The organism is Roseomonas sp. KE0001 (assembly GCF_016107285.1).
Classification (GTDB): Bacteria; Pseudomonadota; Alphaproteobacteria; order Acetobacterales; family Acetobacteraceae; genus Pseudoroseomonas.
In genome coordinates this window covers 269,887-284,237 of sequence record NZ_RCVQ01000006.1, presented here as the reverse complement: position 1 = coordinate 284,237, position 14,351 = coordinate 269,887, and the positions used below count along the sequence as shown (strand labels likewise).

Below are 14,351 nucleotides of genomic sequence, written 5' to 3'. Positions count from 1 at the left end.
CGGGCGGCCCGCGCCCGGCGGGGTTGCCTCACGGCCGCATGCGCAGCCCCGAGGGGCGCGGCTCCAGCAGCGGCCGGGCCAGATGCGCGAACTCGCAGAGCAGGCGGCGGGTGTCGCGCGGGTCGATGATCTCCTCGACCCAGAAGGCCTCGGCGGTGCGGAAGGGCGAGCGGAGCTGCTCCAGCCGCTGCTCGATCTCGGCGAGCTTCGCCTTCGGGTCCGCCGCCTCGTCCAGCTCGGCGCGGTAGGCCGCCTCGATGCCGCCTTCCAGCGGCAGCGAGCCCCAGCGCGCCGAGAGCCAGGCATAGCGCAGCGAGAGCCGCCCGGCCGGCTGGTGCGCCACCCCCGCGACGCCGAAGGCGTTGCGCAGGATCATGGTGCAGAAGGGCACCGTCGTCTGGTTCAGCGCCGCCATGGCACGCACGCCGAGGCGGATGGTCGCCGCCTTCTCCGCCTCCAGCCCGATCATGAAGCCCGGGCAGTCCATCAGATAGACCACGGGCAGGTGGAAGGTCTCGGCGAGGTCGAGGAAGCGGATCACCTTCTGGCAGGTGTCGGCGGTCCAGGAGCCGCCGTAGAAGAAGGGATCGCTCGCCATCACCGCCACCGGATGCCCGTCGAGCCGCGCCAGGCCGGTGACGATGGAGCGGCCGAACATCTTCCCCATCTCGAAGAAGCTGCCCTGGTCCACGACGGATTCGATGATCGGGCGGATCTTGTAGACCTGCCGGCGGTCGCGCGGGATGGCGGTGAAGAGCTTCTCGTCACGCCGCGCCGGATCGTCCTTCGGATCCCCGGGCGCCGCCAGCGGCGGCAGTTCATGGACCGAGGAGGGCAGGTAGGAGAGGAAGCGCCGGGCGCAGGCGAAGGCCTCCGCCTCGGTATCGACGGCGTGGTCGATGGCGCCGCTGCGCGTCTGGATCTCCCAGCCGCCCAGCGCCTTCTTCTCCAGCGTCTGGCCCAGCCGCGCCACCACGGGCGGGCCGGCCACGAACATCGAGGCGGTCTCCTTGGTCATGACCGAGAAATGGGTCGAGGCCAGCCGCGCGGCGCCGAGACCGGCGACCGAGCCGAGCCCCAGCCCCACCACCGGCACGACGCTGAGATTCTCCGTGGTGTAATGGTAGAGCCAGCCGCCGCCGATGCCGCCCGGCAGGTTGGCGCGCCCGGTGGTCTCGATGGTGCGCACCGAGCCGCCGCCACCCGAGCCCTCGATCATGCGGATCAGCGGCAGACGGAAGTCGTGCGCCAGCCGCTCGGCCATGATCGGCTTCTCGCGGATCGTGGCATCGGCCGAGCCGCCGCGCACCGTGAAGTCGTCGCCGACCACGACGACCGGGCGGCCGTTCAGCTCGGCGCGGCCGAAGACGCAGTTGGAGGGCTGGAAGCCGCTGAGCCGGCCCGCCTCGTCGTACTGCGCCTTGCCGGCGATGGCCCCGGTCTCGCGGAAGCTGCCGGCATCGACCAGCCCCTCCACCCGCTCGCGCACGGTCAGCCGCCCGGCATCGTGCTGGCGGCGCACCTTGTCGGCGCCGCCCAGCTCGCGCGCCATCGCCTCGCGGGCGCGCAGCTCGTCCAGTTCGGGCTGCCAGCTCATCGGCCGGCCTCCGCGCCACGCCGCCGCAACGCGGCGAGCAGCGTCGCGCCCAGCGCCACCTTCACCGCCGTGCCCGGCAGGAAGGGCAGCAGCCCGGCGCTGACGGCCACCGCCGGCCCCGCCAGCACCGCCAGCCAGGAGACGCCGGCGGCCAGGATCACCGCATGGCCCAGCGCCAGGGTGGCGGCGCCGCGCGCCCAGCCCTGGCCCCAGCCGCGCGCGGCCAGCGCGCCGGCCAGGGCGGCGGCGGGCAGGAAGCCCAGCAGGTAGCCTCCGGTCGGGCCCAGCAGCGCCGCCGGCCCGGCCTTGAAGCCGGCGAAGACCGGCAGGCCGACCAGCCCCTCGGCCAGGTAGAGCGCCAGGGTGGCGGCGCCGAGCCGTGGCCCGTAGGCCATGCCGACCAGCAGCACGACGAGGCTCTGCAGCGTCATCGGCACGGGCTGCAGCGGCACCTGCACCTGGGCCGAGGCGGCGATGGCCAGGCTGCCGCCCAGCGCCAGCAGCGCGGCGCGCAACGGCCGGGCCGCGGGGCGGGAGAGGGAAATGGCGTTCAGCATCGGGAGCCTTTCGGTCAGGCCGCGCGCGGCGGCGTCAGGCGGGGACGGAGGCGCTCGGCGAGGCCGGTGTCGATGGCCGCCTCCCGCATCTCCGGCGTGTCGAGCAGATCGGCCAGGAAGCCGGCATTCCAGCGGATGCCCTCGACCCGCGCTCGGCGCAGCGCGGCGGCGAGGCCGGCCAGCGCCGCGGCGCGGTCCGGCGCGTGCACGATCACCTTGGCCAGCATCGGATCGTAGAAGGGCGTCACCTTGTCGCCGGCGCGGATGCCGGCATCGACGCGCAGCCCTCCCCCCGGCTCCGGCAGGGCGAGCGCCGCCAGGGTGCCGGGCGAGGGCAGGAAGTTGCGCGCCGGGTCCTCGGCGCAGAGCCGCGCCTCCACGGCATGGCCCTCGAGGCGGATCTCCTCCTGCCGCAGCGGCAGCGGCGCGCCGGCGGCGATGCGAAGCTGCCACTCCACCAGATCGAGGCCGGTGACCATCTCCGTCACCGGATGCTCGACCTGCAGCCGCGTGTTCATCTCGATGAACCAGACGCGGTCGGCGGCCAGCGCCCCGGCATCGGCACCATCCTCCGCGCCGGCATCGGCGACGAACTCCACCGTGCCGGCGCCGCGATACCCGACGGCGCGCGCCAGCGCCACGGCACGCCGGCCAAGCTCCTCGCGCAGCGCCGCCGTCATCCCCGGCGCGGGGGATTCCTCCACCAGCTTCTGGTTGCGCCGCTGCAGGCTGCAGTCCCGCTCGCCCAGATGCACCACATGACCATGGGCATCGGCGAAGACCTGCACCTCGATGTGCCGCGCGCGGGAGACGAGCTTCTCCAGCAGCAGCCGCGTGTCGCCGAAGGCGGCGGCCTCGCGCCGGGCGCCCTCCAGCGCGGCGGCGAAATCGCCGGGTCGCGCCACGCGCCGCATGCCGCGTCCGCCGCCTCCGGCCACCGCCTTGATCATCACGGGATAGCCGATGGCCTCCGCCTCCGCGGCGAGGCGCTCGTCCGACTGATCCTCGCCGTCATAGCCCGGCACGGCGGGCACGCCGGCCCGGCGCGCCACCGCCTTGGCCGCCGCCTTGCCGCCCATGGCGCGGATCGCTTCGGCCGGGGGCCCGATGAAGACCAGGCCGGCGGCCTCGCAGGCGGCGGCGAAGTCGGCGTTCTCGCTGAGGAAGCCATAGCCCGGATGCACCGACCGGGCGCCGGAGCGCCGCGCCGCCGCCAGGATGGCCTCGATGTTCAGGTAGGACTCGCGCGGCGCGGCCGGCCCGATGCGCTCCGCCCGGTCGGCGGCGGCGACATGCAGGGCCCCGGCATCGGCATCCGAATACACCGCCACGCTGGGCAGGCCGAGGCGGCGGCAGGTGGCCGCGACGCGGCAGGCGATCTCGCCGCGATTGGCGATCAGCACGGGGGCCAGGGACGCCTCCAGGGGAGCCTCCGGGGAGGGGGAGGCCATCTCAGGCCTCCAGCGTCGCGACGGCCTGCTCCTCCTCCACCGCCTGCCCCTCCTGCACCAGGATGGCGGTGACGCGGCCGGCCGAGGGCGCCGTGACCGGGATCTCCATCTTCATGGACTCCAGGATCATCAGCACGTCGCCCTCCTCCACCCGGTCCCCCGGCCCGGCCTGGATCTTCCAGACGGACGCCGCGATTTCGGATGTCACGCTCACCTCGGCCATGCCCTGGCGCTCCCTCGTCATATTTGTTATCACAAAATCCACCCAGGGGCCGGGGGCGTCAACCCTTCTTGCCGCATCGGGAGGTGGGAGAGCGGCGATGGACGAGGAACAGGGGGTGATCCAGGCGGAGAATGTCGGCGCCAAGGTCTATCAGCGGCTGCGGCTGGACCTGATGCGCAGCCGCTTCCGCCCGGGCGAGAAGCTGAAGCTGCGCGACCTCGCCGCCGGCCTCGGCGTGAGCCCGACGCCGGTGCGCGAGGCGCTGGCGCGGCTGGTGAGCGAGAACGGGCTGCAGCAGCTCGATCACCGCTCCGTCCGCGTGCCGGTGCTGACCGAGGCGCGCTGCCGCGAGATCCTGGAGCTGCGCGCCGAGCTGGAGGGCCGCGCCGCCGCCCGCGCCGCCGAGCACAGCGGGCCGGCCGGGGCGGAGATGCTGCTCGCCATCCATGAGCGGATGATGGCGGCGGTGCGCGAGCGCCGGCTGGACGACCTGCTGGCCGAGAACGAGCGCTTCCACATGACGCTCTGCGGCCTGGCGCGGCAGCCGGTGCTGCTGCGGATCATCGAGGGGCTGTGGCTGCAATGCGGCCCGTTGCAGGCCGGGCTGACGCAGATCCGCATGAAGCACCCGCGCGACCAGCATCCGCATCTGGAGGTGATCCGCGGCCTGCGCGAGGGCGATCCGAGCCTGGCGCGCCTCGCCGTGCAGCGCGATGTCAGCCTCTATGGCGATGAGTTGCTGCGCCGCCTGCCGCAGCTCAACGGCCCGCTCTCCGCCGAGGCGCCGGCTTGACGCCGGGCCGGGCGGCCGATCTTATATAACAAATCACAAATGGACGGCCGCGCCGCCGTCCGGGGAGGAAACGCCGACCATGCCCGCCGAGCCCCCGCGCGCCCTGCCCCTCGCACCCTTCCGCGTCCTGGAGATCGGCGGCGGCGTCGCCCTGGCCTATGCCGGCAAGCTCTTCGCGGACTTCGGCGCCGAGGTGTTCAAGCTGGAGCCGCCCGGCGGCGATCCGCTGCGCCGCGAGCCGCCGCTGGTCGAGACCGGCGCCGGGCGGGACTCCGCCCTTTTCGCCTGGCTCAACAGCAACAAGCGCGGCCAGACGGCGACGCCGGAGCGACAGGCCGCCCTGGCCGCCGCCTGCGACGTGGTGCTCGACGCCCGCCCCCGCGCCGAGCGCGAGGCCGCGCCCCTCGGCGCCCCCGGCGCGGTGCGGACCGCCATCTCCTGGTTCGGCGACAGCGGCCCCTATCGCGACTTCGCGGCCACCGACATCACCGCCCGCGCCCTGGCCGGCGTCTTCGCCTGCACCGGCCCGGCCGAGGGCCCGCCCGCCATGCTGGGAGGCATCGCCGGCGAGGTGGTCGGCGGCATCGCCGCCTTCAACGCCACGGCCGCGCATCTGCTGGGCGGCGGCGCGGCGCGGCTCGAGGTGAGCATCCACGAGGCCAATATCAGCGTCGCCGAATATCAGGCGACGCAGGGCGTGACCAATCCGGAGGTCGAGCGGCGCTACGGCGTCAACCGCTTCGCCCCCACCAGCCCGCTCGGCGTCTATCGCTGCAAGGAGGGCTGGCTCGGGGTCACCGTGGTCACGCCGCAGCAGTTCCGTGCCTTCTGCGAGATGCTGGACCTGCCCGGCCTGGCCGACGACCCGGAGCACATCGTCGCCCTCGACCGGCTGCGCCATGCCGACCGGCTGGAGGCGGTCTTCGCGCCGCGCCTGCTGCAGCGCACGGCGCAGGAATGGTTCGAGGAGGCGCTGCGCCGCCGCCTGCCCTTCGCCGTGGTGCCGGAGATGGCGAGGCTGCTGGAGACGCCGACCCACCGCGCCCGCGACGCCTTCGCGGCGATCACCCTGGGCGCGGCGCGCTTCGAGGGCCCGACCCTGCCGCAGCGCCTGGAGCGCACGCCCCCGCTGGCCGCCGGCCGCGCGCCCCTGGCGGGCGAGGACGATGCCCTGCCGCCACCGCCGCCCCGCCCCTTGGGGGAGCATCCCCTCGGAAAGCATCCCGTGGGAAAGCATCTTCCGGGGGAGCCAGGCCTGCCGCTCGCGGGGCTGCGGATCATCGACCTGTCGATGGGCTGGGCCGGGCCGCTCTGCACGCGGCAGCTGGCCGATCTCGGCGCCGAGGTCATCAAGGTCGAGGCCTGCCAGTATCCGGACTGGTGGCGCGGCGTCGATCCGCGGCCGGCCTTCTTCACCGGGCGGCGCTATGAGCACGACCTGCGCTTCTGCGTGCAGAACCGCAACAAGCAGGGCATCACCCTCGACCTGACCACGCCCGAGGGCGCCGGCCTGCTGAAGCGGCTGGTGCGCGGGGCCGATGCGGTGGTCGAGAACTATGCGCGCGAGGTCCTGCCGAAGCTCGGCCTCGACTATCCGGTGCTGGCGGCGGAGCGGCCGGACCTCGTGATGCTGTCGATGCCGGCCTTCGGCGCCGAGGGCCCCTGGCGCGACGCCCGCGCCTATGGCTCGACGCTGGAGCACGCCTCCGGCCTGCCCACCGTCTCCGGCGAGGCCGACTGGCCGCCGACCACTAACCAACTCGCCTATGGCGACCCGATCGGCGGGCTGAACGCCGCCGCCGCCCTGCTCACCGCCCTGCTGCACCGGCAGGCCACCGGCGAGGGCCAGCACATCGACCTGGCGCAGGTGGAATGCATGTTCCCGCTGGTCGCGCCCTGGATCATCGCGCAATCGGCCACCGGCTCGCCCGGCCCGCGCCGGGGCAACCGCCATCCCGGCCAGGTGCCGCATGGCTGCTTCCCCTGCGCCGATGACGAATGGCTGGCCGTCGCCGTCACCGACGACCCCGCCTGGGCGCGGCTCTGCGCGGCCATCGGGCGGCCCGATCTCGGCGCCGATCCCGCCCTGGCGCGGCTGCCCGGCCGCCGTGCGCGCGAGGCGGAGCTGGAGGCGGCGCTGGCCGGCTGGACGCGCCGGCACGGCGCCGAGGCCGCCATGCACGCCCTGCAGGCCGCCGGGGTCGCCGCCGGGGTCGTGGCCTGGCCGACCCGGCTGCGGCGGGACCCCCATCTGGTGGCGCGCCGCTTCTGGCAGGCCACCACGCGCGCCTTCCTCGGCCCGCACGAGCAGCCCTCCGCGCCCTTCCGGCCGGCCGGCGGCGAACCCTTCGCGGTGCGCCGCCCGGCGCCGACGCTGGGCGAGGACAACGACGCCGTCCTGGCCGGGCTGGGCCTGGATGCCGGGGCGCGGGCCCGGCTGGCCGAGGCCGGGGTGATCGGCCGGCGGGCGGTGCCGGTCTCGGAGCGAAGGAAGCGCGCCCCCGCCGCATGAGAAGGGCGCGCCCGCAACAGGATGAGGAGTCCCCGACCATGTCCATGTTCACGCGGCGTGCCGGCCTCGGCGCGGCCCTGGCCGCCCTCCCCCTCCTGCCCCGCGCCCGGGCCGCGGCGGAGGCCTGGCCGGACCGGCCGATCCGCCTCGTCTATCCCTTCGCCCCCGGCGCCGGCGACGTGCTGGCGCGGCTGATCGCCGAGCAGCTTCACCAATCGCTCGGCCAGAGCGTGGTGCTGGAGAACAAGGCGGGCGCCAACACCATGATCGCCGCCGAATCCGTCGCCCGCGCCCCGGCGGACGGCTACACCATCGGCTGGGTGGCGACGAGCACGCTCTCGCTCAACCCGAACCTCTATCCAAAAATCCCCTACCGGCTGGAGGATTTCGCCCCGCTGCTGCGCGTCTATCGCGCGCCGCTCGCCTTCGCCGTCACGGCGAAGCTGCCGATCCACACCGTCGCCCAGGCGCTCGACCACATCAGGAAGAACCCCGACATCGGCTTCGGCAGCGTGGGCAACGGCAGCTCGCCGCATATCGCCATGGAGCTGATGATGGCGCAGGCGAAGGTCCGCATGCAGAACGTCGCCTATCGCGGCGAAGTGCCGATCGTCACCGACATGGGCGAGGGGCGCATCCCCTTCTATGCCGGCTCGGTCTTCTCCCTGCTGCCGCATCTGGAGAGCGGCCGGTTCCGCGTCCTCGCCGTCACCTCCGCCGAGCGCAACGCCGCGCTGCCCGATGTGCCGACCCTGCGCGAGACGGTGCATCCCGACGTCGTCTTCGAGTTCTGGCACGGGTTGGTGGCGCCCGCCGGCGTGCCGGCGCCGATCCTGCAGAAGCTCGCCACGGCGCTGGAGGCGGCGGTGAACAGCGAGGCGGTGCGCAGCCGCGCCACGCCCGACGTCACCCTCGACCCGCTGCCGCTCGACGACTTCGCCGCGCTGGTGCGGCGGGAGCAGGAGGTCTATGGCCGGTTGATCAAGGCGCGCGGCATCGTGTTGTGAAGGGCGAGGCCGGTCCGGCCCAGGTCGGGGACGCATTCAGATCGGCTGCGTGACGGCGGCGATGAAGGCGAGCGTGGCGAGGAAGCCCTGAGCCGGGCGGTCGTGGCGGGTGGCGACGCGCCGCCAGTTCCCGAGGCGGCAGAAAACGCCCAGCAGGTCGCTGCACGCTCCGTTGCAGGGCCGGCCCGCTGGCCCTGCCTGTTGCTAACAGCACGGGCCAGCACCTTCCCTTCCGTTTGCAAACGCCCCGCCATGCCCGCATCCTCCAGCACAATGCCGAACGGACCCGCGGATGGAGCGGCACCCTCCCTCGAGCGTCGAGCAGGCCTACTTCTCAGTACCCGTGCCTGGCGTCGGCCTCCTCCAACGTCCTATCCCGTTCTCCCGCGGATCCATGGCCGCCGCCGCCGGGCGTCGCCATCATGACCGTGTCGCCCGTCTGGAGCACATATTGCCGCTTGGGATCCACGGCCTTCCCGTTGATGTGCAACACGCCCGGCGCGCCGGCCTCGCCGCCTTCGATGCCGAAGGCCGGGAAGAGCGTCCGCTCCGCCAGGAAGGACACGGCGATGGGGCTGTCGGAGCGGCTTTCCATCAGCACCTCCTGCCCCAGTCCGCCGCGATGCCGGCCGCGTCCGCCACTGCCGGGGCGCAGGCGCTTATGGTGCACCCGGAGTGGCGCGATGTGCTCGGTGATCTCGACCGGCGTGGAGGACACGTTGGACGGCCAGGAGAGGCATGAGATCCCGTCGCCGCGCATGTTGGCGCCCATGCCGCCGTTGAAGAAGAACATGTTGGCGTAGGGCTTGCCGGCCGCCGTGACGCCGGATTGGTTCATGCCCCACATCGGCGAGCCGCAGGCGGCCATGACCCGATCCGGCACGATCTGCCCGAGGCAGCCGAAGACGAGCATCGGGATGTAGTGCCCGATCAACATGCGCGATCCGCCCGAGGCGGGGAAGACCGGGTTGACGATGCAGCCCGCCGGCGCCTCGATGCGGATAGGCCGCCAGGCGCCCTCGTTGTTCGGCAGGTTGGGGCTGGTGCAGACCTTCACCCCATACATCGTCATCGCATAGGTGTAGCAGAGCGCGCAGTTGATGGCCCGGTCCACCTGCGGGTCCGTCCCGGTGAAGTCCGCCGTGATCGTGTCGCCCGCGACGGTCATGGCCAGCCGCAGGGTGATCGGCCGGTCCATCAGCCCGTCGGTCTGCAGCGAGCTGGTATAGGTGCCATCCGGAAGCGCCGCGATGGCGGTGCGCATGGCGGCGTCACAGCGCGAATGGATCTCGCCCGCCAGGTCACGCAGATGCGGCAGCCCGGCCTGCTCCATCAACACCAGAAGCCGCTCCTCCATCAGGTCGAGCGCCACCACCTGCGCCCATAGGTCGCCCATGGTCTGGTCGGGCGTGCGGACGTTCTTGCGGATGATCGCGATCAGCGTGTCGTCCTGCTGCCCGGCGCGCAGCAGCTTCATCGGCGGGATCTGCAGGCCCTCCTCGAACACCTCGCGCGGCTCGGGGCTGCGGATCTTGCCGCCGATATCCGGCGCATGCGCGGTCGAGGCGCTGAAGGCGACCAGCCGACCCTGGCGGAAGATCGGCTTGGCCACGGTGATGTCGGGCAGGTGCCCGGTGCCGAGCCAGATGTCGTTGGTGATCAGCACGTCACCCGGCTGCAGCGTCTCCTCCGGGAAGTGGCGGATGAAGTGCTTGACCGTCTCGGGCAGGGTGCCGATGAAGCTCGGGATGCTTTCCGTCGCCTGCACCAGGGACTGGCCCCGGGCATCCGTCACCACGCAGGAGAAGTCGTAGCTCTCCCGCACGAGGGTGGAGAAGCTGGTGCGGACCAGCGCCGCCGCCGCCTCGTCCACCAGCGAGATCAGCCGCCGCCAGAGCAACTCGATCTCCACGGCGTCGAAGCGCCGCACAGCCTGCGTTTCGTTCATGCCCGTTTCGTTCATGCCACGCGCTCCGCCAGGATGGAGCCGTCGGGCAGCACGCCGATGCGCGCGCGGGGGCCGACGACGAAGGTGCTCTCATTCTCCTCGAAGACCGCCGGCCCCTCGAGCACGACGCCCGGCGCCAGGCCGTAACGGTTGTAGACCGGCGTCTCGATCTCTCCCGCATCGGGGAAGTGGACACGGCGATGTCCCTTCAGCGCCTCCCCGCCAGCCTCGCCGCCGCCGATCCGCAGCGTCGCGCCCGCGCCCGGCATCGGCGCGGAGGCGGACAGGCGCAGCGCCACGAACTGCACATTGGCGCCCGGTGGCGTGCGCCCGAACAGCTGCCGGTAGGCGCGTTCGAAGGCAGCCAGCACGCCCCCCGCATCGAGCCGCTCCGGCAGGGCCACGGTGATCTCCGAACCCTGGCCGACATAGCGCATGTCGGCGAGGCGCCGCACCGTGCAACGGGCCAGATCGGCGCCGGTGCCGCCGACGACCTCCAGCGCCTCCCGCTCCAGCGCCTCGAAGGCGGCGGTGATCTCCGCCCAGTCCACCGCCGCCAGCGCTTCGTTGCGGGAGGTGACGCGGTCGATCCGGGCCGGGGCCATAAGCATGCCGATGGTGCTGCCCGCTCCCGCGCCGGGCGGGCAGACGACGCGGGAGACGCCGAGCTTCGTGGCGACGTTCCAGGCATGAACCGGCGCCGCGCCGCCGGTGGCCAGGAGCGCGTAGTCACTCGGGATGCGCCCGCGCTCGGCGATGGCGACGCGCGCGGCGCCGGCCATGTTCTCGTTCACCAGGTCATGGATTCCCGGCGCGGCGCGCCCGGCCTCCAGACCCAGTTGCGAGGACAGGCCTCGCAGCGCGGCGACTGCCGGGCCGGGATCGATGCGCATCGTGCCGCCGAGGAAGAAATCGGGATTCAGGTAGCCCAGCGCCAGATCGCTGTCGGTCACGGTGGGCTCGGTGCCGCCACGGCCGTAGCAGACGGGGCCGGGCTGCGCGCCCGCGCTCTCCGGCCCGACATTGAGCGTGCCGAGTTCGGAGCGGCGCGCGATGGAGCCGCCGCCGGCGCCGATCTCGATCAGCTCCACCGTCGCGATCTGGATCGGAAGGCCAGAGCCGCGCAGGAAGCGCTTGGTGCGCGCCGCCTCGAAGCCCCAGGCCACCAGGGGCTCGCCATCGTCGACCAGGGCGAGCTTGGCGGTGGTTCCACCCATGTCGAAGGCCAGCACACGCTCGAGCCCCGCATGGCGCCCGAACCACGCGCCCGCCAGAGCACCCGCCGCCGGGCCGCTTTCCAGCAGTTGCACCGGCGCGCGCTTGGCCTCGGCCACATGCGTCAGGCCGCCGTTGGAGAGCATGAGGAAGAGGCCGCCCGGAATGCCTGTCTGCTTGAGCGCCGCCTCCAGCGTGTCGAGATAGGTTTCGGCGATGGGGCGGACATAGGCATTGGCGGCGGTGGTGGCCGTGCGAGGATATTCACGGATCTCCGGCGCGATGTCACAGGAGAGCGACAGCGAGAGCCGCGGGAAGCGCGCCGCGATGGCCTCCGCCGCCATCCGCTCATGCACGGGATTGGCGTAGGAATGCAGGAAGCAGATGGCGAGGCTGGTGACGCCCTGCGCCACGAGATCGGCTACCTCGGCGAGCGTCGCCTCGACATCCAGCGGCCGCTCGATGCTGCCATCGGGCGCCAGCCGCTCCTTCGCCTCGCGCCGCCAGGGGCGCGGAACGAGTGGCCTCGGCATTTCCAGGAACAGGTCATAGAGCTCGTACTTCCGCTCGCGCCCGATCTCCAGCACGTCGGCGAAGCCGGCGGTGGTCAGCAGCCCGGTGGGCGCGCCCTTGCGCTCGATCAGCGCATTGGTGAAAAGCGTGGTGGCATGAACCACCCGCCCGATCGCGCCGGCCGCGATCCTGTCGCGCGCCAGAAGCCGCTGCAGCCCGGTGATCGCGCCGCGCGACGGGTCGTCCGGCGTCGTGCTCTCCTTCCAGATGCTGGCCCGACCGTCGGCGGGATCGAGGATGACGAGATCGGTGAAGGTGCCGCCGATGTCGATGCCCAGGGAAAGGGGCGAGGATGAGGATGGCGCTGTCATGGTCTTTCCTGGATACGCGCGGAGCCGGGGCGGAGGTCAGTCCCCGCGGATGTTGTTGGCCTGCACGACCTTCTTCCAGCGCTCTCGGTCCTGCAGGATGCGCTGGCTGAAGGCTTCGCCGAACTCGCCGAGCGGGAGCAGGCCGCGCTCGACGAGGATCCTGGCTGTCTGCGGGTCATGGACGACGTCGCGGAACATCTGGCCGAGCCCGCCGCGGATCTCGGCCGGCAGGTTCGCCGGACCGGCCAGTCCGAACCAGTTGTTGATCTCCATCGCCGGGATGCGGCCGGCCAGCGGGGCGAGCTGCGGCGCCAGCGGCGTCGGCTCCCTGGCCGTCACGCCCAGGCCCTTGAGCTGGTCGGCGGCGATCTGCTGCGCCACCTCGGCGACATTGGCGACCATCATGTCGATCCGGCCGGCGGAGACATCGAGCGTCGCCGGCGCGCCGCCGCGATAGGGCACATGCGTCATCTCCACGCCGGTCGCGCCGCAGAACAGGGCACCGCCAAGATGGTTGATGGAGCCGTTGCCGGAGGAGGCATAGGTCGCCGCGCCCTTGCGCGACCGCGCATACTCGATCAGCCCGTCGATATCGGCGAAGGGCGCGTCCGGCCGCGCCACCAGCGCCATCGGCGTGCCGGCGAGCGCCACCACCGGCGTCAGCTCGCGGTCGAGGTCGAGCGGCACGGGAATGCCGGGGATGGCGGGCAGCACGCTCATCATGCCCATGATGGCGCTGCAGAGCGTGGCGCCATCCGGCGCCGCGCGGGCGGCCGTCTGCGCCGCGATGAAGCCATAGGCGCCACTGCGGGTCTCCGGCACGATCTGCACGCCACGCAGGCGCTGGGCCCCCTCCGCCACCACGCGGATCAGGATGTCCACCGCGCCGCCAGGGGGATAGCCCACCAGCACCTGGATGGGGCGGGGTGGCGCCCAGGAGGCCCTGGCGAGCGGCGGAGACAGCGCGGTGGCCGCGGCGGCGCCGGCGAGGGCGCGGCGCGGAAGGTGGACGAACGGCATCGACCTCACTCCATGGGCATGGCGAGCGAGCTGGCGAGATCTTCCCCGGCCGCGCGGTCCAGTGTCCGAGCGGTCCGCTTCCCGTCGCGGCGGTGCCGTTCTGGCGCCGCGCATCCGGTCGCCTCGCAGGTTCGACAGGATCGGGCTCTCCGGCAACTGAAACTCCGGCATGCGCTCATGACGGAATGGAATAAACTCCGGCGATGCGACGCCATGTCCCGCCGACCGCCGCGCTGCAGGCCTTCGAGGCCTGCGCCCGCCATCTCAGCGTCTCCCGCGCCGCCGAGGAACTGCGGCTGACGCAAAGCGCGGTCAGCCGACAGCTCGCGGGGCTCGAGGCGCTGCTGGGATTGCGGCTCTTCCAGCGGGTCCGCCAGCGCTTGGTGCTGACCCCGGCCGGCAACGCCTATGCCCCGCGCGTGCGCGTCAGCCTCGCCCGGCTGGAAGGCGCGACGCGCGACCTGCTGGCGCATCGCGGCACGGGCGGCACGCTGAACCTCGCCGTCTCGCCCACCTTCGGCACGCGCTGGCTGACGCCGCGCCTGCCCGCCTTCCGCACCGCCTATCCGGGCGTGCTGCTGAACTTCATGAACTACACCACGCGCCTGGCGCCGATGGACTTCGCGGCGGAGGATGTGGATGCCGCCATCATGATGTCCGAGGAGGCCGTTCCTGGCATCCGGCGGCACCCTCTGATGCCGGATGCCCGCCTGCCCGTCTGCACGCCGGCCATCGCGGCGCGGTTGCGCGCGCCGGCCGACCTGGGGCGGGAGATCCTGATCCAGCAGACCACGCGCCCGCGCGGATGGGTGGAATGGCTGGACCAGGCGGGGGTGAAAGGCATGGACGGGCTGCGCGGCCCGCTGATGCAGCACACGGCCATGGTGGCCGAGGCCTGCGCCGCCGGCCTCGGCGTCGCCCTGCTGCCGCGCTTCCTGGTGCAGCAGGAGATCGGCGCCGGGCGGCTGGCGACGCCGTTCCGGCAGACGCTCGGCGGCGAGGCGGCCTATTGCCTGGCCTATCCCGAGGCGGCGGAAGACATCCCTACGCTGCGCGCCTTCCGCGACTGGGTGATGGGACAGGCCATGGCGGCGGCGCGGCGCCCCTCGGCATAGTTGGCGCTGGCGGGGCCTGATCCGGTCTA

The 14,351-nt window shown here is 72.9% G+C and carries 11 protein-coding genes; 4 read left to right on the top strand and 7 right to left on the bottom strand.

What is annotated here, in order from left to right:
• Positions 1-28: 28 nt before the first annotated feature.
• From D9598_RS14215 to D9598_RS14200, 4 genes are read right to left on the bottom strand one after another with little or no spacing between them, the layout of a single operon-like run.
• Positions 29-1,597: an acyl-CoA carboxylase subunit beta gene (locus D9598_RS14215; RefSeq protein WP_198367183.1), complete on the bottom strand. Its 1,569-nt coding sequence runs from the start codon at positions 1,595-1,597 to the stop codon at positions 29-31.
• Positions 1,594-2,154 carry a biotin transporter BioY gene (locus D9598_RS14210; RefSeq protein WP_198367182.1) on the bottom strand — a complete coding sequence of 187 codons (561 nt, stop codon included), beginning with the start codon at positions 2,152-2,154 and terminating at the stop codon, positions 1,594-1,596. The genes D9598_RS14215 and D9598_RS14210 overlap by 4 nt, the downstream gene beginning before the upstream one ends.
• Positions 2,155-2,168: 14 nt before the next feature.
• Complete coding sequence (locus tag D9598_RS14205; protein ID WP_198367181.1) at positions 2,169-3,605, bottom strand: biotin carboxylase N-terminal domain-containing protein; 1,437 nt, start codon at positions 3,603-3,605, stop codon at positions 2,169-2,171.
• A gap of 1 nt (position 3,606) precedes the next feature.
• Entirely contained in the window at positions 3,607-3,828 is a 222-nt protein-coding gene (locus tag D9598_RS14200; protein ID WP_198367235.1) for a biotin/lipoyl-binding carrier protein, read from the bottom strand.
• A gap of 97 nt (positions 3,829-3,925) precedes the next feature.
• Here D9598_RS14200 and D9598_RS14195 point away from each other — a divergent pair, with 97 nt between their 5' ends.
• From D9598_RS14195 to D9598_RS14185, 3 genes are all read left to right on the top strand, one after another.
• A complete protein-coding gene (locus tag D9598_RS14195) occupies positions 3,926-4,621 on the top strand; it encodes a GntR family transcriptional regulator (protein WP_198367180.1) in 696 nt (231 codons plus the stop codon).
• Positions 4,622-4,700: 79 nt separating this feature from the next.
• Positions 4,701-7,133 carry a CoA transferase gene (locus D9598_RS14190; RefSeq protein ID WP_198367179.1) on the top strand — a complete coding sequence of 811 codons (2,433 nt, stop codon included), beginning with the start codon at positions 4,701-4,703 and terminating at the stop codon, positions 7,131-7,133.
• Between the two features lie 38 nt (positions 7,134-7,171).
• Positions 7,172-8,140 (top strand): tripartite tricarboxylate transporter substrate binding protein, encoded by a 969-nt coding sequence (locus D9598_RS14185; RefSeq protein ID WP_198367178.1) that lies wholly within the window; start codon positions 7,172-7,174, stop codon positions 8,138-8,140.
• 334 nt (positions 8,141-8,474) lie between these two features.
• Here D9598_RS14185 and D9598_RS14180 read toward each other — a convergent pair whose 3' ends face one another.
• Genes D9598_RS14180 through D9598_RS14170 form a run of 3 tightly spaced genes read right to left on the bottom strand, consistent with a single transcriptional unit; the run spans position 8,475 to position 13,207 of the window.
• A complete protein-coding gene (locus D9598_RS14180; RefSeq protein WP_198367177.1) occupies positions 8,475-10,088 on the bottom strand; it encodes a hydantoinase B/oxoprolinase family protein in 1,614 nt (537 codons plus the stop codon).
• An 11-nt stretch (positions 10,089-10,099) separates the two neighbouring features.
• Complete coding sequence (locus D9598_RS14175) at positions 10,100-12,187, bottom strand: hydantoinase/oxoprolinase family protein (RefSeq protein ID WP_198367176.1); 2,088 nt, start codon at positions 12,185-12,187, stop codon at positions 10,100-10,102.
• 36 nt (positions 12,188-12,223) lie between these two features.
• Positions 12,224-13,207: a tripartite tricarboxylate transporter substrate binding protein gene (locus tag D9598_RS14170; RefSeq protein WP_198367175.1), complete on the bottom strand. Its 984-nt coding sequence runs from the start codon at positions 13,205-13,207 to the stop codon at positions 12,224-12,226.
• 203 nt (positions 13,208-13,410) lie between these two features.
• On the opposite strand from D9598_RS14170, the gene D9598_RS14165 reads away from it, so the two are divergent.
• A complete protein-coding gene (locus D9598_RS14165) occupies positions 13,411-14,322 on the top strand; it encodes a LysR substrate-binding domain-containing protein (protein ID WP_198367174.1) in 912 nt (303 codons plus the stop codon).
• The last annotated feature ends 29 nt before the right edge of the window (positions 14,323-14,351 follow it).